General features: G+C 70.1%; 7 protein-coding genes. 5 read left to right on the top strand and 2 right to left on the bottom strand.

From position 1 onward, the window contains the following. Positions 1 to 172 precede the first annotated feature (172 nt). On the top strand, positions 173 to 1,840 hold the full coding sequence (locus PSS76_RS13535; protein WP_337456263.1) for a metallophosphoesterase: 1,668 nt from the start codon (positions 173 to 175) through the stop codon (positions 1,838 to 1,840). Positions 1,841 to 1,948: 108 nt separating this feature from the next. Here the strand turns inward: PSS76_RS13535 and PSS76_RS13530 are convergent, their stop codons facing one another. Together PSS76_RS13530 and PSS76_RS13525 are read right to left on the bottom strand one after the other, a co-directional pair. Beyond that, entirely contained in the window at positions 1,949 to 2,431 is a 483-nt protein-coding gene (locus PSS76_RS13530) for a DinB family protein (RefSeq protein ID WP_237172707.1), read from the bottom strand. A 56-nt stretch (positions 2,432 to 2,487) separates the two neighbouring features. Then, positions 2,488 to 3,426: a methionyl-tRNA formyltransferase gene (locus PSS76_RS13525; protein WP_337456262.1), complete on the bottom strand. Its 939-nt coding sequence runs from the start codon at positions 3,424 to 3,426 to the stop codon at positions 2,488 to 2,490. 112 nt (positions 3,427 to 3,538) lie between these two features. Here PSS76_RS13525 and PSS76_RS13520 point away from each other — a divergent pair, with 112 nt between their 5' ends. The 4 genes from PSS76_RS13520 (at position 3,539) to PSS76_RS13505 (ending at position 22,878) form a co-directional block, all read left to right on the top strand. Beyond that, entirely contained in the window at positions 3,539 to 4,339 is an 801-nt protein-coding gene (locus PSS76_RS13520; RefSeq protein WP_005515495.1) for an alpha/beta fold hydrolase, read from the top strand. Positions 4,340 to 4,438: 99 nt separating this feature from the next. Then, entirely contained in the window at positions 4,439 to 21,172 is a 16,734-nt protein-coding gene (locus PSS76_RS13515; RefSeq protein ID WP_337456261.1) for a non-ribosomal peptide synthetase, read from the top strand. Between the two features lie 120 nt (positions 21,173 to 21,292). Next, positions 21,293 to 22,648, top strand: a complete 1,356-nt coding sequence (locus PSS76_RS13510; RefSeq protein ID WP_064059658.1) for a lysine N(6)-hydroxylase/L-ornithine N(5)-oxygenase family protein — start codon at positions 21,293 to 21,295, stop codon at positions 22,646 to 22,648. After that, positions 22,645 to 22,878 carry an MbtH family protein gene (locus PSS76_RS13505; RefSeq protein ID WP_005515491.1) on the top strand — a complete coding sequence of 78 codons (234 nt, stop codon included), beginning with the start codon at positions 22,645 to 22,647 and terminating at the stop codon, positions 22,876 to 22,878. The genes PSS76_RS13510 and PSS76_RS13505 overlap by 4 nt, the downstream gene beginning before the upstream one ends. Positions 22,879 to 22,885 lie beyond the last annotated feature (7 nt).

Raw genomic sequence — 22,885 nt, 5'->3', positions numbered from 1 at the left:
GACGCCGACTCGCGATCCCCGGCTCGGGTGTGCCTGATCTGCGATGTTCATTCCCTCTTCACCGGAAGGACCGCTCGCGCGCACCGTCCCGTGCCCGCGCCGACCTAACTTGATTGGTCCAGACCAATTGGAGATCTGGTTCCGGTGACCCGGCCGACGACAAGGACATCCCGTGAGACGCACAACTCTTGTGATTGCTGCAGCGACCGCCGCGCTCGCCGCAACCGGCACAGCGCAGGCCGACCCCGTGTGGGGTAGCGCCGGAAGCCTCGGAAGCGAGTGGGGCAGCTCCGTCGGAGACAACGACACGGTGCCCGCCGCGCCGGGCGTCAGCGTTCCCGGTGGACGCTACGAACACCCCGTCGAGTTGAAGTTCGACACCGAGCGAGGAGTAACGGTCCGCTACACGCTGGACGGCACGACGCCGACCGCGGAGAGCCCGGCCTACGTCCCGGGACGCGCGCTCCGGATCGAATCGGACACCAACGTGAGCGCGGTGGCGTTCCGCGGTGAGAAGGCCAGTGCGCCGGTCTCGTTCGGGTACCTGATCCGCACGTCCGAGAAGCCGATCGCGCAGGTGGTCGTCATGTCGGACGTCCACGTCGGCGGCTACGAGAACAACACCGAGAAGTACAGGAGCTTCTTCGACACCATCGGATCGATCTTCCCGAAGCCCGACGCGATCCTGTCCAACGGCGACATGATCAACGACAACTGGGACGGCAAGGGCGCGGACCACAAGATCGTCTCGCGGATCTTCCAGGAGAACCTCGAGCGCAAGGGCATGACCGACACCCAGGTCCTGATGTCGTACGGCAACCACGACGCGTACCTGGACGACGTCCGGGCCGGATATCCACGGGAATGGTTCCCGGACACGGGCGGCGGCTACTACGAATCGAATGTCAACGGTGTGCCCGTCTTCACCGTGAACACCGAGACCTACAACGGTGACACCGCTCAGCGCGACTGGCTGAAGGGCCGGCTGGCGGAACTCACCGCCGATCCGGCGAACGTCGCCAAACCCATTCTCGTGCAGGGGCATCGTCCCACGAGCGGCACCACGATGGACGGTCAGCAGGCATCCAATCCCCGGCTGGCCGAGGACCTGAAGGCCTATCCGCAGGCCATCCTGTTCTCCGGGCACTCGCATCTCAACAACAACGACGACCGGTCGATCCATCAGCGCGACTTCACGTCGGTGAACGACGGATCGATGTCGTACATCGAGATCGACCACGGATACCAGATGATCACCGAGTCGGGCCTGGCGAACCGCTTCGAATCACCTACCGCACAGGCATTGTTCGTCGACGTCTACAAGGACCGTACCGAGATCGGCCGCATCAACATGGCCGCCGACAAGCACGACATCTACACCGGTGGGCAGTGGTCGGCGAATTGGCAGCCCCCGTACGCGAGTGCGGGCACCCTGAGCGGCTCGAGCTGGACGGTCGAGCTGAAGGGGTCGACCAGCGAGCAGATCAAGGACAACTTCCGGTACACCTCGGCGGCCCGGAACACGGTGGCGCCGGAGTTCGCGACGTCGACGCCGCTGTCGCTGGTGAAGAGCGAGGACGGCGCGACGGCGGTCCGGATCGCTCAGGCGCGGGACGACCAGATGGTCCACCACTATCGGGTCGACATCACCGACACGACGACCGGTGCCAAGGTCGTGGCGTCGAAGGTGTTGTCGGACTTCTACTTCATGCCGCGGCCGAACAGTCTCGACATCCCCGTTCCGGACGCGGCGGCGGGTACCACGTACGAAGCGAAGGTCGTTGCGGTGGACGCCTACGGCAACGCCTCACCCGAGGTGACGGCCACGTTCACGCGCTGATCGGGCGGGCGGGGGTGGCGGGAGATGTGTCCGCCATCCCCCGTCCGGTGAAGACCACCTTCGAAGGTGCACCGCTCGTGTCTGCGGGTGACGTTTGCCCCCCCCCGCTCAGCGATCGGTGGACAGGACGTCGCGAGTGATCTCGAGTTGCCCGAGGTGCTGTGACAACTCGCGCACGATATGCAACAGCATCCATGTGGCGCTGGCTGTTCGGGCGGTGTCGCCGCGGGTGGTGCCGGCGGGCGTCCGGTCGCGGATGCCTTCGGTCAGGGCGATCGCCACGTGCTGGGGCAGCTCGTTGCGGATGCGCGTGAGTTCGGCGCACAGTTGCTGCGGATCGCCGTGCGCGCGGAACTCGCTGTCGCGGTCACGGGGGATGCGTAGTCCGGCAATCAGCGAGCCGCCCCAGTAGTCGGCCATGCCGACGCAGTGGGCGCCGATCGCGTACGGGCTGTTGGCGCCGGGCAGGTCCGGGACGCGGTTGGCCTGCTCGGCGGTCATGTCCGAGAGGATCGCCTGTATAGCTGCCAGGGACTCGTCCGCGACGGACACCACGGCTTGATACGTATCGGAGTCGTGATGGCGTGTCATGGAGGGCAGGGTAGGGGAGCCGACGACGGATTTCGCGCGGAGGCGTTCCGCCGGGCTCAGCGCCCCAGGTACCCGCCGCCGTGCGGGAAGAATTCCTGGCCCGACATCTCGGTGCCGTCGTCGAGGCGGACGCGCTCGATCACCAGGCCCTTGTTCGTCCCGGTGCGGGCGTCGGGTCCGGCGACGATCACCATGCCGTTGCCCTCGTGGATGAAGACTCGGCCCGGGGTGCCCCCGTAATTGCCTTGGGACACCGACGACTTCAGTACCCGGATCCGCTGACCCTTGAACGTGGTGAACGCGTTGGGGTACGGGTCGGACTGTGCGCGCACGAGGCGTTCGATGGCGTCGGCCGGCCACGTCCAGTCGATGCGGCTGTCCTCGTCGGAGCGCTTGTGGAAGAACGTGGCCTGCGTGCGGTCCTGGGGCGTCCAGTCGGTGCGGCCGGACTCGATGAGCGCGAGGGCGTCGAGGGTGATCGGGCCGATCATGTCGACGGTGCGGTGGAACAGGTCGGTGACGGTGTCGTTCGGTCCGACCGGCGTCGAACGCTGGAGGACGATGTCGCCGGCGTCGAGTTCCTCGTCCATGAGGTGCGCGGTGAGACCCACCTCCTCCTCGCCGTTGATGAGCGCCCAGATCAGCGGCGAGAAGCCGGTGTACTTGGGCAGCAGCGAGTCGTGGATGTTGAGGGTGCCGTAGCGCGGGGCGTCGAACACGTCGCGTGGCAGCCACGTGCGCCAGTTGTTGGCGACGATGATGTCGGGCCGGGCGGCCTTCAGTGCGGCCTTGAAGTCCTCGTCGGGCTTGTTCGCGATGTGCACCGGCACGCCGTGCTCGGTGGCGAGGTCGGCGACGGAGTCGGCCCACATCTTCTCGTAGGCGTGATCGCTCTTGGGGTGGGTGATCGCGAGGACCACCTCGTGATCCGAGTCGAGAACGGCCTGCAGGGTACGGTGGCCCCAGGTTTGGTAGCCCAGCGTGGCGACTCTCAACGCGATCCTCCGGGACGAGTTGGTCAGGTTCAGCCGCCGGTCGCGACGACCCAGGAGTTTTAGGTTACCCAACCCTATTTGCCGCAGTTCCACCGCCGTGAGGAAGGCCGACATGCCCACCGCCACCATCAACGGGATCCCCCTGAACTACCAGGTCAAGGGTGACGGCGATCTGGTCGTCCTGATCATGGGTACGGGAAGTCCCGGTCGGGTGTGGGACCTGCATCAGGTGCCCGCGCTGGTGGCGGCCGGCTACCGGGTGTGCACGTTCGACAACCGCGGCATCGCGCCGTCGGGGGAGAGCGTCGACGGGATCACCATCGAAGCGATGGTGGCCGACACCGCGGGGCTGATCGAACTGCTCGGCGGCCCGGCGCACGTCGTCGGTACGTCGCTCGGGGCGCGCGTCGCACAGGAACTCGCGCTCGCGCGACCCGACCTGGTCCGCAAGGCCGTATTCCTCGCCGGACATGCCCGGATGGACCAGTTCCAGCGCACCCTCAACGAGGGGGAGCGCGAACTCGAGGCCGCGGGCATCGAGTTGCCGGCCAAGTACCGCGCCGCGGTCACCGCGGTCATGAACCTCTCCCCGGCGACGCTGGCCGACCAGCATGCCGCCCGCGACTGGCTCGACGTCTTCGAGTTCTCCGGCGGCAAGACGTCGGCGGGCGTTCGGGCGCAGCTCGCGATGGATCGCGAGTTCGATCGGGCGCAGGCCTACCGCGCGATCGCCCGTCCGTGCCTGTCCGTCGGGTTCGCCGACGACCGGATGATCCCGGCCTACCTGTCGAAGGAGGTCGCCGACGCGATCCCCGGCGCCGTCTACCAGGAGATTCCGGACACCGGGCACTACGGCTACCTCGAGCGCCCGGAGGCCGTGAACAAGGTGGTCCTCGACTTCCTCGCCGACTGAGGTGACCGGCTGACGGCGGACGGGCGAGTTAGCCTATCCTAAGGGGCGCACGATGCGTCCGACTCGCGCGGTCGCGCCACGACGGACGATCGGATTTGTATGTCTGCGGATCACCTGCCGGCTGCCCCCATGCTCGACGACGCCGTCGCCGGGCTGCCCGTCACCGCCGCGCAGTCCGAGATCCTCGTCGCGCAGCAGCTCGATCCGCAGAGCACGGTCTACAACCTCTCGCTCGTCGTGGAGGCCACCGGGCCGATCGACATCGAGCGGGCCGCGGAGGCGATCCGCCGGACCGTCGAGCACGCCGAGGCACTGCACGTGCGGTTCCGGCTCGGCGAGGACCGGACGATCCGCCAGGTGCCGGCGTCGAACGACGCCTGGCCGTTCGAGGTGGTCGACGTCCGCGACGCCGTCGATCCGGAGGCCGCGGCGCAGGACTGGATGGACCGGGATATCGCGACGGTCGTCGACATCACCGGCGACGACGCCCTGTTCGGGCACGCGCTGATCCGTCTCGCCGACGACCACACGCTCTGGTACCAGCGCTACCACCACAGCATCATCGACGGCTTCGGCATCTCGCTGATCGTCGCCGACATGGTCACCCGCTACGACGACCCGGACCTCGCGTCGACGGCCGGGGCGTGGGCGCTGCAGGACCTGATCGACGCCGACATCGACTACCGGGCCTCGGCGCGCTTCGAATCGGACCGGGACTACTGGCTCGCCGAGATCCTCGACGCCCCCGAGCCGCCGCAGATCTGCGCGGCCGGCGCCGACTCGTCCGCCGCCCCCGAATCCACGACGGTCACGATCGACGGCGAGATCGCCGACGCGATGTACGGGTTCGCGGCCGCGGCGGGTATCCGCCGCACCCGGTTGCCGATGGCGCTGATCCTCGCGTACCTGCACCGCATCTCGGGGCTGCGGGCGCTCACCGTCTCGGTCCCCATGGCGGCCCGCGTCGGCCGCGCGATGCGCCGCACACCGGGCATGGCGTCGACGATCCTGCCGGTGACGTTCCACGTGGATCCGGCGGCCACCGTGGGCGACCTGGCCCGCGCGATCGACGCACGACTGGTCGCAACGCTGCGGCACGGCCGCTTCCGCGGCGAGGACCTCGCCCGCGAGGTGCGCGCGATCGACCCCGACCGTCGCGTGTTCGGGCCGGGCATCAACTCGATGATGTTCGAGCACGTCCTCGAGTTCGACGGCAACCCCGCCCGCATCCGCGGCTCAGTCACCGGGCCGGTGCACGATCTCGACTTCTCGATCCAGGGCGGCGAGGACGGCGAACCGATCCGGATCGACCTGCGTGCCCCGGCCGGGCAGCGCGAGGAGCTGCTGCGCCACGAGGAGCGGTTGGCGCACTTCGTGTCCCAGTTCCTGCGTAACCCCATGTCCACCGTCGGCGAACTCGAGCCGATGACCGGCGAGGAGCGCCGCCGCGTGCTGCTCGACTGGAACGACACCGCCGAGCCGCAGCCGTCGCACACCGTTCCGGAGCTGTTCGCCGACGCCGTCCGGCTCGACCCGGACGCCGAGGCGCTCGTGGCCGGAGACCTGCGGCTGACCTACCGGGAGCTGGCGGAGCGGGTCGCGCAGCTGGCGCACCACCTCCGCGACCGTGGACTCGCCCCGGAAGAGGTTGTCGCGGTAGGCCTTCCCCGATCGGCGGAGATGGTGGTCGGACTCCTCGCGGTGTTGTGCGCCGGCGGCGCATTCGTTCCGCTGGATCCGTCGTGGCCGCAGGAGCGCCGCGAGTCCGTCCTCGTCGACGCCGGGGCCCGGCTGGTGCTCACCGGACCGGGCGGTGTGGACGCCGGAACCGACGCGGTGCACGTCGATCTCGCCGACTGGGCGCACGGCGACCAGCCGTCCGACCTGCCGGAGGACACCTTCGACGGTCGCAGGCTCGCCTACGTGATCTTCACGTCCGGCTCCACCGGCCGGCCGAAGGGTGCGATGATCCGCCACGAGGCGATCTGCGCCCGGCTGCTGTGGCAGCGCGAGCGGGTGCTCGGTTTCGGAACCGACGACGCATCGCTGTTCAAGGCGCCGCTGTCGTTCGACATCTCCGTCAACGAGGTCCTGCTGCCGCTGGTCTCGGGCGGCCGGCTGATCGTCACCGAGCCCGGTGGCGAGCGCGACCCGCAGTATCTGCTCGATCTCATCGCCCGCGAACGGGTCACGTTCGTGTACCTGGTGTCGTCGATGCTCGACGTCCTGCTCGACCTCGCCCGGGGCACCGATCGACTGTCCGGGCTGCGGCACGTGTGGTGCGGCGGCGAGGTGCTCACCCCGGACCTGTTCGAGCGGTTCCGACGTCAGCTGTCGACGACGCTGTACCACGGTTACGGCCCCGCCGAGGCGACGATCGGGGTCTCGCACGTGATCTACCGCGACGCCGCCGCCCGCATCGCGACATCGATCGGTACGCCCAACCCCAACACCCAGCTGTACGTGCTGGATTCGCAGCTGCGTCCGGTGCCGGAAGGCATCGGTGGTGAGCTGTACGCGGGTGGCTACCTGCTGGGTCGTGGCTACGCGGGCGCACCCGGACTCACCGCGTCACGCTTCGTCGCGAACCCGTTCGGCGACGACGGTTCCCGCCTCTACCGCACCGGCGACCTGGCGCGCTGGAGCGCGGACGGCAGCCTCGACTTCCTCGGCCGCGCCGACAACCAGGTCAAGATCCGAGGCATGCGCCTCGAGCTCGAGGACGTCGAGGCGGCGCTCGCAGCCAACCCCTCCGTGCGGCACAGCGCGGTGCTGGTCCGGAAGACCCCGGCGGGCGCCAACTATCTTGCGGCGTACGTGGTTCCGGACGGTGACGGTGGCCTCGACGCCGACAGCCTGCGGGTGTGGGCCTCGGACAAGCTCCCCGAGTACATGGTGCCGTCGACGTTCGTCGTCCTGGATGCGTTCCCCCTCACCCCGAACGGCAAGCTCGACCGCCGTGCACTGCCGGAGCCCGACCTCGCCGCGGCGAGCGAGCACGTCGCGCCGCGCACCGAACTCGAGGAGACCCTCTCGGACCTGATGGCCGGCGTCCTCGGTCTCGAACGGGTGGGTGTCACCGACGACTTCTTCGCGCTCGGCGGCGACAGCATCGTCGCGATCGCCCTCGTCAACCAGGCACGGCGTGAAGGCTTCTCGATCAGCGCGCGCGACGTCTTCCAACTGCGCACCGCGGCCGCGCTCGCCGCGGCCCTCGACGGTCGGGTCACCGATGCCGTCGACACGAGCGACGTGGCGACGGGTGTCGTCGAACCGACTCCCGTCGTCGCCCGTGTCTGCCCCGCGGGCACCGACGTGCGGACCTTCCACCAGTGGGTGCTGCTGCAGACGCCGACCGGCCTCGACGAGGTCACCGCGACCGCGGCTCTGCAGGCGGTCGTCGATCGTCACGACGCGCTGCGCGCCCATTGGGACCGCTCCGGAGGAACGCTCACGGTCCCCGAGTCAGGGGCGCAGCCGACGATCCTCGTGACCGACGTCGACGGCGACCTCGACGTCGCGGTCGCCGCCGACCGGCAGGCCGTCGCCGACCTGCTCGATCCCGAGGCCGGAATCATGTTGCAGGCCGCGCTGTTCCGGCGTGCGGGCGAGCCGGGGCGCCTGCTGCTGGTGGGCCATCACCTCGTCGTGGATGCGGTGTCCTGGCGAATCGTCGTCGAGGACTTCGCGCGGGCCGCGACCGCGCTCCTCGCCGGCGAACCCGTCGATCTGCCGGCGGTCGGTACCTCACTGCGCCGCTGGGCGGAATTGCAGGGCGAACGCGCTCGCGCCGGTGCGTTCGACGACGAACTGGGCCACTGGCGCGCGGCCACTGCTCCCGGCGCACTCGAGATCGGCGCGCGCCCGGTCGATCCCGCCGTCGACACGTGGGCCACCGCGGAATCGATGACCGTCGAGACGGGCGGAGACGTCGCTGCGGCATTGCTCGCCGACGTCCCGGGCGCCTACCACGCGGGCGTCGCCGACGTCCTGGTCGCCGCACTGACGCTCGCGCTGTGCCGCTGGCGTGGTGGTGCCGCGGAGGTACTGGTCGACCTCGAGGGGCACGGCCGCGAGGAGCACCTGGTCCGCACCCCCGGCGCCGCGCTCGACATCTCCCGCACCGTCGGCTGGTTCACCACCGTGTACCCGGTGCTCCTGGACGTCCCGGACGGTTCGGTGCCCTCGGCGCTCAAGTCGGTCAAGGAACAGCTGCGCCGGGTCCCGAACCACGGATTCGGGTACGGCGCCCTGCGCTACCTGAGCGCGGCCGGCGCGGAGCTCGCTTCCGGCAGCGCCGCTCCGGTGCTGTTCAACTACCTCGGGCGTGTCGTCTCTGGCGCCGGCATCGACTGGCTGCCCACCGCGACCGGCGGATCGAGTGATCCTGCCATGCCGCTCGGCCACGCCCTCACCGTCGACGTGCTCGCCGCCGACACTTCCGACGGGCCCACGCTGCGCACCACGCTCACGTGGGCCGGGCGAGTGCTCTCCGCCGCCGAGGCCAACGAGTTCGCGCGGTACTGGGATGCCGCACTGCGCGATCTCGCGGCGGCCGCGCCGGACGGCGGGCACACCCCGTCCGACTTCCCGCTGGTGCCGCTGGCGCAGAGCGACATCGATCGGCTCGCCGCGACCGCGCCGACGATGTCGGACGTCCTGCCGACCACGCCGCTGCAGGACGGCATCTACTTCCACAGCGTCTACGAACGCGACGGTGCATCGCCCACCGAGCCGGACCCGTACGTCGTGCAGCAGGTGGTGGAACTGAGCGGCGAGGTCGACGCCGTCGCGCTGCACCGCGCGCTGCAGGGCGTCGTCGACCGGCACGACGTGTTGCGGGCCGCGCTGCGCCCGCTGTCCGACGGCCGGGTGGTGCAGGTGATCTCGTCCCGCGCCGACGTCCCGATGACGGTGCTGGACCTCTCGACCGATCCGGACCCGACGTCCACAGTGGACCGGATGCTGGCCGAGGACCGGCTGCGCGGCTTCGATTTCGAACGCCCGCCGCTGGTGCGCTACACCCTCGTCCGCGTGGCGCCGGCGAAGTTCCTGCTGCTGCAGTCCATCCACCACGTCGTCGCCGACGGCTGGTCCGTTCCGGTGATGCTGCGCGAGCTGCTGGCGCTGTACAGCCCGGCCGGAGAACCGCTCGCGCTGCCCGCACCGGCCGCGTATCGGAACTACCTGAGCTGGTTGGCGTCCCGCGACCGTGGGGCATCCATCGACGTGTGGCAGCGGGCGCTAGCGGGGTCGGGCGAGCCGCCCGCCCTGCCCGGCGTCCCCGCCGCGGGAGAGCGCGGCGTGCGCAGCAAGATCGTCGCGCTCCCGGCGACGGAGACGAGCGAACTGAACCGGCTCGGCCGCGAGCGCGGTCTCACCGCCAGCACCCTGGTGCACGGTGCGTGGGGCCTGCTGCTCGCGCGGCTCACCGGCCGGCGCGACGTACTGTTCGGCTCCACGGTGTCGGGTCGCGGTGGCGACCTGCCCGGCATCGAATCGATGGTGGGCCTGTTCATCAACACCGTGCCGGTGCGTCTGCGACTCGATCCGGACGAGGCGACCGTGGACGTGCTCGCGCGCTGGCAGTCGGAGCAGTCGGCGCTCCTCGAACACCAGTACGTGGGGCTCGGCGAGTTGCGCCGGGTCACCGGGCTGCAGGAGCTGTTCCAGACCCTCGTCGTGGTGGAGAACTACCCGATCGGCGACACCGCGATCACCGATCCGTCGGGCACCCTGTCGCTCACCGGTATTCGGTTCGACGAGCACCCGCCGTACCCGCTGACGCTGATCGCGGTCCCGGGCGACGAACTGCGCCTCGAGGTGAAGTACGACGCGGCAAGAGTGTCCGACGCGACGGCCGCGCAGATGGCCGACGGCATGCTCACCATCCTCGCCGGTCTTCCGGCGACGGTGGACGGGCCGGTTGCGGCGATCGAACTCGCCCGCATCCCCGAGCGCGTCGACGTCGTCGACACGGTCGACTTCCCGGCGACTACCGTTACCGCACTGCTCGAAGACCAGGCCGCCCGCACGCCGGACGCGACCGCGGTGGTGTGCGAGGGGCGCAGTCTGTCCTACGCGCAGCTGCACGACCTCGCGAACCGGCTGGCGCACGTCCTCGTCGACCGCGGCGTCCGACCCGAGACGAAGGTGGCCGTCGCGCTGCCGCGTTCGATCGAACTGATGGTCGCGCTGCTCGCGATCGGCAAGGCGGGTGGTGCCTACGTCCCGCTCGACACCGGCTACCCGGCCGAGCGCCTGTCCTACATGCTCGAGGATTCGGACCCGGTGTGCGTGCTGACGTCCGCCGATGTCGCAGCCGCCTTGCCGGACAACGGAATCGAACGCATCCTCGTCGACGACCTGGACCTGGACGGATGCCCGGCCGATCCCGTGTCCGTCGGCCTGCACCCGCAGCATCCGCTGTACGTCATCTACACGTCCGGGTCGACGGGGCATCCGAAGGGTGTCGTCGTCCCGCACTCCGGCGTCGTGAACCGCCTGCTGTGGATGCAGGAGTTCCGGCCGATCCTGCCCACCGACCGGGTGCTGCAGAAGACGCCGTCGAGCTTCGACGTCTCGGTACCGGAGTTCTTCGGTCCGCTGCTCGCGGGTGCCACGCTGGTGCTGGCGCGGCCGGACGGACACCGCGATCCGCAGTATCTGGCGGAGTTGATCGTCGGCGAAGGGATCACGCGCGCCCACTTCGTGCCGTCGATGCTCGAACTGTTCCTCGACGAGCCGACGGCGAGCGCGTGCACGGGCCTGCGGGTGGTCGCGGCCAGCGGCGAGGCGCTGCCGTTGCCGGTCGCCCGACGCTTCGCCGATGTGCTGCCCGGTGCGGTGCTCGACAACCTCTACGGGCCCACCGAGGCCGCGGTCGAGGTCAGCTACGCCGCCGCGGTGCAGGCGCTGCCCGCGGACGCGGCGACGGTGCCGATCGGGCTGGCCGTCGCCAACACCGCGCTCTACGTGCTCGATCCGTACCTGCAGCCGGTCACCGATGGATCCGCGGGCGAGCTCTATCTCGCGGGCCCGCAGTTGGCCCGCGGCTACCTCGGCCGTCCGGGGACGAGCGCGGACCGTTTCGTCGCCGACCCGTTCGGGACGTCCGGCGCTCGCATGTACCGCACCGGCGACGTCGTGCGACGGAACGCCGGCGGCGCCGTCGAATACCTGGGCCGTGCCGACGACCAGGTGAAGCTGCGTGGATTCCGGATCGAGTTGGGCGAGATAGAGTCCCGGCTCGCCGAGCACCCCGACGTGGCCCGGGCGGCCGCTGTCGTGCGGGAGGACGTGCCCGGCCATCAGCAACTCGTCGGGTACCTCGTCGCAGCCCCCGGCGTGGACGTGGACGCCGTGCGCAGCTTCGCGGGGAAGACCCTGCCGGAGTTCATGGTTCCGACCGTCCTGGTGGTCGTCGAGGCGCTACCGCTGAGCCCCAGCGGCAAACTCGATCGCCGTGCGCTGCCGGCGCCGGCCGTCCCCGCCGCCACGGCGCCGACCGAGACCACCCCCGCGGCCGGGCGCGCCCCGGCGGTCGCCTCGCTGGTAGCCGAGGTGCTCGGCCGCGAGCAGGTGGGCGAGGACGACGACTTCTTCGCGCTCGGGGGCGACAGCATCCTCGCGATCCGGCTCGTCAACCTGGCTCGCCGCGAGGGCATCTCGATCACGCCCCGGCAGATCTTCGAGCAGCGGACGCCTCGTGCGCTCGCGCGGCTGATCGGTGACGTCGACGCGCCCGCGACCACCTCGGTCGCGGCACCGGTGGTCGCCGCGACTGGCGACCTGCTGCCGATGCCGGTGGTGCACCGCCTGTCGGAGTGGAGCGGCGGGACCGATCGCTTCAACCAGGCCGTGCTGCTCCACACCCCGGCCGAGATGACCACCGAGACCCTCAGGGCCGCACTGCAGACCGTCCTCGACCATCACGACGGACTGCGCCAGCGGCTGACCCGGCACCTGCCGGGCGTGTGGTCGCTGCACATCGCCGAGCGCGAGTCCGTCGCGCCGTCGGTGCGCCGCGTCGACGTCGCCGGACTCGACGACGCCCGGCTGCGTGCGGTCATCGAGACCGAGTCGTCCGCCGCTGCGGACCGCCTGACCCCCGAGTCCGGCGCCATGGTCGAGGCCGTCTGGTTCGACGCGGGCGAGAACGTCCTCGGGCGGCTGCTGCTGGTCGCCCACCACCTCGTTGTCGACGGGGTGTCGTGGCGGGTGCTGCTCGAGGACCTGCCGATGGCGTGGGTCGCGGCGCAGGCCGGCGAAACCGCCGCGCTGGATCCCGTCGGTACGTCGCTGCGCGAGTACGCCGACCTGGTCACGGCGGACGCGCAGCGGCCCGCCCGGCTGCGGGAACTCGACCACTGGGTCGAAACCATCGCTCCCGGCGGCGAACTGGTGCCGAACGCGCATGGTGATGCGACGATCGGGACGGGTGCGAGCCGGACCGTACGACTGTCCGTCGCCGAGACCGAGGCGGTGCTCACCGCCGTGCCGGCCCTCGCACACGCCGACGTCACGGACGTCCTGGTGACTGCACTCCGGATCGCCGTCACCCGCTGGTTCACGACGCAGGGCCGAGCATCGGACCTGCTGATCGATCTCGAGCGGCACGGCCGCGAGGAACTCGCGGCGGGTGTCGACCTGTCCCGTACCGTCGGCTGGTTCACCAACATCACGCCGGTCCGACTGCCCGGCGGTACCGACGGCGTCGACGCGCTCAAGTCCGTCAAGGAGGCGCTGCGCGCGGCTCCGGACGGCGGCATCGGCTACGGCATGCTGCGTTACGCCAACGCCCGCACCGCGGGACTGCTCGCAGCGGGATCGCCCGCGCAGGTGCTGTTCAACTACCTCGGCCGGATGCCGGCGGGCCAGTCCGGACCGTGGACAGGCGCAACGGAAACCGATTCGCTGGCAACCGATCCCGACACCGATATGGGTGGCCCCTACCGGCTGCTCGTCAACGCGCTGTGCGAGGACACCCCGGGCGGACCGGTACTGCGCACGGTGTTCGGCTGGTCCGAACCGGACCTGTCCGCAGACGATGCGCACGCGATCAGCGACGGATGGGTCGCCGCACTGCGCGAACTGGTGGCGTCCGCCGCGCGGCACGACGGACGCGTCGCGCTCACCCCGTCCGACGTCCCGCTGGCACCTCTGACTCAGGCGGAGCTCGACGTCGTGGTCGCGGCCGCGCCGGGCGAGATCGAGACCGTCTGGCCGCTGTCGCCGCTGCAGGAGGGCCTGTACTTCCAGGCCGGCATCTCCGACGGTGCCGACATCTACACCGCCCAGTTCTCGCTCGACTTCGACCGGCGCCTGGACCTCGACCGACTGGCAGCGGCGATGCGTACACTGCAGCGTCGCAACCCGACGCTGCGGGCCGGATTCGTCAGCGCCGGACTGGCCGCGCCGGTGCAGTTCGTCAGCACCGGGCTCGACGTCCCGATCACCGAGGTCGACCTGACCGACCTCGACGAGGTCGCCCGCGAGGAGCGGGCCGCGCGGGTGATGCTCGACGATCGGCTCACTCCGTTCGACCTCACCGCCCCGCCGCTGTGGCGAGCGACGGTGCTGCGCCTCGGCGACAGCCGCGACCGGTTGGTGATCAACCGTCAGTTCCTGCTGTGGGACGGCTGGTCGAACGGCCTGGTCGTGAGCCAGTTGCTCGCGCTGTACGAGACCGGCGGTGACGACACCGGATTCGTCTCGCCGGACGGCGGATTCGACGACTACCTGTCCTGGCTGGCCGACCGCGACGGTGCCGCGGCCCGTACCGCGTGGCAGCGGACGCTCTCCGGTCTCGCCGAGCCGACGCTGCTGGCCCGGCGCACCGGTGCACCCGCCGGGCTGCCGGACCGCCGCGACGCGGTGCTCTCCCGGGACCTCGGTGAGCGGCTGCGCGCGCAGGCCGGCCGCACGGGCGTCACGGTCAACGCGATTCTCAACGGCGCGCTCGGGCTGGTCCTGGCCGGCGCGACCGGACGCAGCGACGTCGTGTTCGGCACCACCGTCGCCGGACGGCCGCCGGAGGTGCCGGGCATCGAGTCGGTGGTCGGCATGTTCCTCAACACCGTGCCCGTGCGGATGTCGTTGCGGCCCAACGAGTCCGTCGCGGACCTGCTGCGCCGGACGCAGTCCGAGCGGCTCGAACTGATGCCGTACGACTACCTCGGTCTCGCCGCGATCCAGCGGACGAGCGAGCACCGCGAACTGTTCGACGTCCTGTACGTGCTGCAGAACTTCGTCGACGAGAACCAGGTGTCGGCGCTGCACTCCGCGCACGACATCAGCGGCGGCGACAGCATCGACCACACCCACTACCCGCTCACGGTCGTCGTCACGCCCGGCGCCGAGACGAAGGTGAAGTTCGAGTTCCACCCGGACAAGGTCACAGCGGCGGACGCCGAGCGGATGCTCGCGTCCTTCGTCGGACTGCTCGAGCGGTTCGCCGACGACGTCGACGTGCTCGTCGGGCGCACGAGCACCCTCACCGACGCCGACCGCGCGCTGCAGTCCTCCCGACTGGCCGAGACCGCGCATCCGCTTCCCGAGCGGACGATCGCGGACCTGTTCGCGGACACCGCGCAGCGGATCCCGGACGCCACCGCGCTGGTGTTCGGCGACGACACCGTCAGCTATGCGGACCTCGACGCGAGGATCAACCGTCTGGCCCGAATCCTGCTCGCGCACGGCGCAGGACCCGAGCAGATCGTCGCGCTCGCGCTGCCGCGGTCGGTGGAGACCGTCGTAGCGCTGTTCGCGGTGCTGCGCACCGGGGCCGCGTACCTGCCGCTCGAACTCGACCACCCCGTCGAGCGTCTGGTGGGGATGCTCGACGATGCCCGCCCGGTCACGATGCTGACGACGGCTGCCGTCGCCGAAACACTTTCGGCGGCAACCGTCGACACGATCGTCCTCGACGATCCGGCGGTCCCGCTCGACGGTGACGGCTCCGCGCTCGCCGCGGCCGAGCTCGGACGATTCGCGCCCGGCACGCCCGGACGCCTCGACCACCCCGCGTACGTGATCTACACGTCCGGTTCCACCGGGCGCCCCAAGGGCGTCGTGACGCCGTACCGCGGCCTGACGAACATGCAGTTCAACCACCGCGAAGCGATCTTCGAGCCGGTGGTGCGGGGCGCGGGCGGGCGCACGCTGCGCATCGCGCACACCGTCTCGTTCGCGTTCGACATGTCGTGGGAGGAACTGCTGTGGCTCGTGGAGGGCCACGAGGTGCACATCTGCGACGAGGAACTGCGCCGCGACGCGCAGGCCCTGGTGGCGTACGGCGACGCCCACGAGATCGACGTCGTGAACGTGACGCCGACGTATGCGCGGCACCTGCTGGACGAAGGACTGCTCGACGGCGGACCCGGCCGGCACCGGCCCCCGCTGGTCCTGCTCGGCGGCGAGGCCGTCTCCGACCAGGTGTGGGACGCGTTGCGCGACACCGACGGGACCTGTGGCTACAACCTGTACGGGCCCACCGAGTACACGATCAACACGCTCGGCGGCGGCACGGCGGACAGCGTCACGCCCACTGTGGGGCAGCCGATCTGGAACACCGTCGCGCACATCCTCGACGGTTGGCTGCGTCCGGTCGCCGACGGAGTTCCCGGTGAGCTGTACATCTCCGGTGTGGGGCTCGCGCGTGGCTACCTCGACCGGTTCGGTCTCACCGCCGAGCGCTTCGTCGCGGACCCGATCGTGGGCGGCGGCGCGCGGATGTACCGGACGGGTGACCTCGTCCGGCGGGCACCGGACGGCAACATCGACTTCCTCGGCCGCACCGACGACCAGGTGAAGATCCGCGGCCACCGCGTCGAACTGGGCGAGGTGGAATCGGTTCTGGCCGCGCACGAGTCGGTGCGTCAGGCCGCGGTGATCGCGGACGCCGGACCGGGCGGGATCAAGCGCCTGGTCGCGTACGTGGTGGGCGCCGGCGCGCCCGTGAGCGCTGTTGGTAGCCAGGACCTCGCAAAGTACGCACGGGCAGTGCTGCCCGACTACATGGTGCCTGCCGCGGTCATCGCGGTCGACGAGCTGCCGATGACCGTCAACGGCAAGCTCGACGTGCGGGCGCTGCCGTCCGCCGAGTCGGTGCTCGGGCAGGGCAGCGGGGAATCCCGGGAACCGCGCAACGCCCTCGAGGGGACGCTGTGTCGACTCTTCGCCGAGGTGCTGGAGCTGGAGGTCGATCTGGGGATCGACGACAACTTCTTCGACCTGGGCGGGCACTCGTTGCTCGCGACCCGACTCATCAGCCGGGCTCGGGCAGTGCTCGCCGCCGAACTGACGATGCGAGACCTGTTCGAGGCGCCCACCGTCGCGGAGCTCGCCGAGCGGGTCTCCGGGCGCGACCGGTCGACCCGGCCGGTGCTGGTGGCGGGGGAGCGGCCCGAACGGCTGCCCCTGTCGCCGGCGCAGCAGCGGCTGTGGGTGATCCAGCAGATCGAGAGGGACACCGCCGGTTCCTCGAGTGCCTACAACTTCCCGATCGTCCTGCGGCTGCGCGGCGACCTCGACCCGGAGGCGTTCACCGCGGCTCTCGCCGACGTCATCGCCCGCCACGAGGTGCTGCGCACGGTGTTCGGCGAACACGACGGCGAACCGGTCCAGCTGATCCTGGGCTCGGCACGGCCCGACGTCACCGTCGTCGACGCCGCAGCCGACGAGGTGCCCGCGCTCGTGGCCGCAGCGGTGGGACGCCCGTTCGACCTCGCCACCGAGATCCCCGTGCGGGCCACGGTGATCCGGGTCGGGGAGGGCGAGCAGGTGCTGGCGCTGGTGCTGCACCACATCGCGACCGACGAGTGGTCGGACCGGCCGCTGCTGCGCGACCTCATGGTGGCGTACGCAGCCCGCGTCCAGGGCGCGGCACCCGAGTGGGCGCCGCTGCCGGTGCAGTACGCGGACTTCACGCTGTGGCAGCGAGCGCTGCTCGGCGAGCCGTCCGACGCCGACTCCCTGATCACCCGCCAGCTGGACTACTGGCACGGCGTCCTCGAGGGCGCCCCGGAGGAACTGGCGCTCCCGGTCGACCGCACCAGGCCGGCGCGCCCCAGCTTCGCCGGTGGCGCAATCGAACTCGACCTCGACGTCGCGACGACCCGTGCGCTGCGGACGCTCGCCCGCGCGCACGGCGCCAGCATGTTCATGGTTCTGCACGCCGCGTCGGCGGCGCTGCTGCAGCGGCTCGGCGCCGGCGACGACCTGCCGCTCGGCGCGCCGGTGGCCGGGCGCACCGAACAGGGTCTCGACGACCTGATCGGCTTCTTCGTCAACACCGTCGTCCTGCGCACCGACGTCTCGGGCGATCCGACGTTCGCGGAGCTGCTGGCGCGGGTGAAGGCCCTGGACCTGGCGGCCTTCTCGCACGCCGACGTGCCGTTCGAGTCCGTCGTCGAACGGTTGAACCCGGCACGCTCCCTGGCCCGGAACCCGCTGTTCCAGGTGATGGTGGGCTACCACAGCCGCACCGCCGATCCGGTGCCGTCGCCCGACCTGACGTTGGCGCCGGTGGCGATCGAGGAGCGCACCGCCAAGTTCGACCTGGTGTTCAACTGGACCGAGTTCCTGGACGAGGACCGCGTGCAGTTGCGGCTCGAATACAGCGCGGACCTGTTCGACCGGGACACCGTCGACCGCATGGCCCGCCGCCAGGTGGCGGTGCTCGGCGCCGTCGCGGCCGACCCCGCGACCCGCGTCTCGGACGTCGACGTCTTCCTGGACGGCGAGCGTGAGGCGGTCCTTCGGGAATTCAACGACACGGCACGGCCGGTCGAGGAGTTGACGCTGCCGGAGGCGTTCGACCGGTGGGTGCAGGAGACTCCGGATGCCATCGCCGTCGCGGACTCCGGCGGTGAGGCCACGTTCGCCGAACTCGACAAGCGTTCGAGGAGTATCGCGGCCGTGCTCGCGACCCGGGGTGTCGGCGCGGAAAGCGTGGTGGGGCTGGCCGTTCCGCGCTCGATCGACATGGTGGCATCGGTGCTCGGCGTGCTGCGTCTCGGGGCGGCGTACCTGCCGCTGGACCTGACGCACCCCGCCGACCGCATCTCGTACATGCTCGAGGACTCGGGTGCCCGGATCCTGCTGTCGACGGAAGCCGAATCGAAGCGTGTGGTGGCGGATGGCCTCGATCGGCTCCTGCTCGACGACCCGCGAGTGATCGCCGCTCTGTACGGTCGTGCTGCGGACGAGTTGCCCTCCCCGCCTGCGGGTCTCGATCACGCGGCGTACGTGATCTACACATCCGGTTCGACCGGCCGGCCCAAGGGGGCGGTACTGCCGCACGAGGGCATCATGAGCCTGGTCGCCACGGCCGAGGACCGGATGAAGCTGACCACCGGGTCGGTCGTCATGCAGTTCGCGTCCGTCGGCTTCGACGTCGCCGTTTTCGAGCTGTCGATGGCGCTGTGCACAGGTTCGACGCTGGTGATCATCCCGGAGCAGGCCCGCGTGGCCGGTCCGGAACTCACCGACTTCATGCACGAGCGGAAGGTGACGCACGCGATCCTGCCGCCGTCGCTGATGGCTGCGCTGCCCCCGGGATGCACCGTGCCGGAGGGCTGCACCGTCCTGGTCGGTACCGAGACGGTGCCGCCGGACCTCATCGGCCGCTGGGCCGAGCGGCTCAACCTGCTGGCGGCGTACGGGCTCACCGAGGCCACCGTCAACAACACCCTGTGGCAGGCGCAGCCCGGTTGGACGCAGGCGGTGCCGATCGGCATCCCCGACCCCAACGAGCAGGCCTTCGTGCTCGACGACCGGCTGCGCCCGGTGCCGCCCGGCATCGCGGGTGAGCTGTACATCGCCGGGCGGGGCCTGGCCCGCGGCTATCTGGGCCGACCCGACCTCACCGCGGGCCGGTTCGTCGCGAATCCGTTCGGGCCCGGTCGGATGTACCGCACCGGCGATCGGGCGCGGTGGCGCACCGACGGGAACCTCGATTTCCTCGGCCGCGTCGACGACCAGGTCAAGATCCGCGGTTTCCGCATCGAACTCGGCGAGATCATCGCCGCGCTCGCGAGCCATCCCGCGGTGAGCCAGGCCGCGGTGGTGGCCGACCGCGACGGCGAGATCACCCGACTCGTCGGCTACGTCTCGCCCGAGTTCGAGGACGACGGGGTCACAGCCGCGGTCGTGGATCCGTCCGAGGTCCGCGCGCACGCGGCACGGACGCTGCCGGACTACATGGTGCCGACGCTGGTCGTCGCGCTTCCCGGTGCGCTGCCGCTCACTCCCAACGGCAAGCTCGACCGCAAGGCGCTGCCGGCACCGGACTGGTCGACACTCGGCGGTGACGGAGCGCCCCGCGACGAGGTGGAAACCGAACTGTGCGAGGTGGTCTCGGAGGTTCTGCACCTGCCGTCCATCGGCATCCACGACGGGTTCTTCGACCTCGGCGGTCACTCGATGGCGGCGATGAAGCTCGTCGGCAGAGTCCGGAGCATGTTCGAGGTCGACATCACGATCCGCGACGTGTTCGACGCGCCGACGGTGGCCGAGCTGGCCGAGCTCGTCCGCAGCGGGGAGCGGTCGGCGCAACCGGGAATCGTGGTCACCGGCGAGACCGGACCGGTGCCGCTCGCGCCGTCGCAGCGGCTGCACTGGCAGCGGCACCGCTCGTCGCGGTCCCGGGCGCAGTCCGATCACGCGCTGGCGCTGCAGTTGCAGGAGCCGATCGACGCCGGACATCTCGCACTCGCCCTCGACGACGTCGTGGACCGGCATGTACCGCTGCGGACGGTGTTCGCGCCGGACGGTACCGAGGTGTACACGTCGGACGGGCCGCGTCCGGGTGTCGATGTCATCGACGTCGGTGACGACGATCTGCATCGCCGGGTGTTCGAGATCGCGCAGCTGCGGATCGATCTCACCGAGGAGGCTCCGCTGCGGGTGCACCTGGTGTCCGACGACTCGGGCACCCAGGTGCTGTTGCTGACGATGCACTACGTGGCCGTCGACGAATGGTCGGTGGTGCCGCTGCTCGGTGACCTGCTCACCGCGTACGTGGCTCGCGCGGGCGGGGCGGAACCGGAGTGGACGCCGCTCGCGGTGGAGTACCCCGACTACGTGCGCTGGCAGATCGCCCGGCTCGGTGACCCCGCCGATCCGGAGAGCCTGCACGCCCGTCAGCTCGACTACTGGCGGAACCGACTGGCGGACATGCCGCCCCGTCTGCACCTTCCGGCGTCGGCCGGCGTGCGCGAGGCGCGCCGTGAACTGGTCCCCATCGAGATCGACGCGGACCTGCACTCGGGCATCGACCGGATCGCCGCCCGCACCGGCACCAGCATGTTCATGGTGCTGCAGGCGGCGCTCGCGTCCGTGCTGACGAGAAGCGGTGCGGGCAAGGACATTCCGATCGGCTCGCTCGTCGCGGGTCGGTCGGAGGACGTGCTCGCGCCGATGATCGGGTGCTTCTTCAACGTCGTCGTGATGCGCACCGACACCAGTGGCGATCCGGGCTTCGACGAGTTGCTGGCGCGGATCCGGGAGTCGAACCTCGAGGCGCTCGAACATCAGGACGTGGGCTTCGCCGATGTCGCCGCGGAGATCGGGCTGCGTGCGGGCCGGCTGCCGCAGGTGCTGCTGGTGCATCATGAGCAGGCCCGGTTCGACGCGCTCGAGGGCGTGCTCGGCGGCTTCCTGCCGGTTCCGGTCGGCATGTCGACGGCGGAACTGACGCTGAGCTTCTACGAGCCGGTCGGCGACGGCCCGGTACACGCGTACTTCGAGTTCTCGACGGGGGTCCTCGACCAGGACGTCGTCGCGGGCTGGGCGCGGGAAGTGGTGGCGTTGGTGCGGTCCGCGCTGTGACGAGGCGCACGTGGCCGCGTCGGTTGGTAGAGTCCCGAAGAAGGTTAGCCTTTGCTATCTTCGGCAACGAAACACTGCGGGACCCGTTCCGGGTCGGTGCCACGAGGACGGACATGAGCGATGACTGAAAGTCAGCGGACGGCGAGCGAGAACTCGCTCGGGTCGGAGGAGACGCTCGACCTGATCGGGATCGGGTTCGGGCCGTCGAACCTCGCGCTCGCGATCGCGATCGAGGAGCACAACGCCGACTGCGCGCCGGCCGACCGGGTCCGTGCCCGCTTCTTCGAGAAGCAGCAGGCGTTCGGCTGGCATCAGGGCATGGTGCTCGACGGCGCGACCATGCAGATCGCCTTCCCCAAGGACCTGGTCACGTTCCGGAACCCCCGTAGTGGCTACACCTTCTTCTCCTACCTGCACGAGCGCGGCCGCCTCGTCGATTTCGTCAACCACCAGACCTTCTTCCCCACCCGGGTGGAGTTCCAGGACTATCTGCAGTGGGCGGCCGCAAAGGTCGACGCCGATGTCGAGTACGGCACCACGGTCGCCTCGGTGGAGGGGGTCGACGAAGGCGGTGCCGTCGAGAGCTTCGAGGTCGTGCTCGCGGACGGTCGCACCGTACGTGCCCGGAATGTCGTGGTCGGTGCCGGACTGCGGGAACGCCTGCCCGAGTGGGCGACTCCGTCGTCGCGGTGCTTCCACAACCATCAGTTCCTGTTCCGCCTCGCCGAGATGCCGGAGCCGGAGCATCAGCGCTTCGCGGTGCTCGGCGCCGGCCAGAGCGCGGCCGAGGTGGTGCAGTACCTGCATGCCAAGTACCCGCGGGCCGAGGTGCACAGCGTCTTCTCGCGGTTCGGATTCAGCCCCGCCGACGACAGCCCGTACGCCAACCGCATCTTCGATCCGGGCACAGTGGACGAACTGCACGCCGCACCCGCCGCGGAACGCGCACGTCTGCTCGAACTGCACCGCAGCACCAACTATTCGTGTGTCGACATCGAACTGATCAACGAGCTGTACGCCACCGAGTACCAGGAGCGGGTGCGCGGCGAGCGGCGGCTGTTCATGCGGCGGGCGTCGGAGATCAGCGGCGTCAGCGAGAGCGACGACGGCATCGAAGTGTCGGTGTACAGCGCGCTCGACGGGCTCACCGACACGCTCATGTGTGACGCATTGGTCCTGGCTACCGGATTTGTCCCGACTCCGCTCGACTCGCTCTTCGGCGACTCGCTGCCCCACATCGGTAACGATCGTGGGGTGGGCCGCGACTACCGACTGGAGGCGGGTCCGGGCGTCCGTGGGGGGATCTACCTGCAGGGTGGTACCGAGAAGACTCACGGACTGACGGCGTCCCTGCTGTCCAATGTCGCGGTGCGCGCAGGAGAGATTCTCGATTCGATTCTCGCTCACCGAGATATCAGCGGTCACCTTGCTAGGCTGACTGCAGACAACCCGTACGCGACAAGCGAGGTTAGATGAGCACCAATCCGTTCGACGACGAAGACGGCCGCTTCTACGTGCTGGTCAACGATGAGGACCAGCACTCCCTGTGGCCTACGTTCTCCGAGGTCCCGCAGGGCTGGAGGATCGTTTTCGGTGAGGATTCGCGCCAGGCATGCGTGGAATACGTCGAGAAGAATTGGACCGACATGCGGCCGAAGAGTCTGCGTGAGGCCATGGAGCAGGATCAGAAGAACGCCGCAGAATAAGCTTTCC

The organism is Prescottella sp. D32, assembly GCF_037287305.1.
Lineage (GTDB): Bacteria > Actinomycetota > Actinomycetes > Mycobacteriales > Mycobacteriaceae > Prescottella > Prescottella equi.
This window is presented reverse-complemented; position numbering and strand designations above follow the sequence as displayed.

Bases quoted from the DNA above. Each gene is read 5' to 3' on its own strand.
- PSS76_RS13515 (WP_337456261.1), top strand. From the start codon at position 4,439: ATGTCTGCGGATCACCTGCCGGCTGCCCCCATGCTCGACGACGCCGTC.
- PSS76_RS13530 (WP_237172707.1), bottom strand. From the start codon at position 2,431: ATGACACGCCATCACGACTCCGATACGTATCAAGCCGTGGTGTCCGTC.
- PSS76_RS13510 (WP_064059658.1), top strand. From the start codon at position 21,293: ATGACTGAAAGTCAGCGGACGGCGAGCGAGAACTCGCTCGGGTCGGAG.
- PSS76_RS13505 (WP_005515491.1), top strand. From the start codon at position 22,645: ATGAGCACCAATCCGTTCGACGACGAAGACGGCCGCTTCTACGTGCTG.
- PSS76_RS13520 (WP_005515495.1), top strand. From the start codon at position 3,539: ATGCCCACCGCCACCATCAACGGGATCCCCCTGAACTACCAGGTCAAG.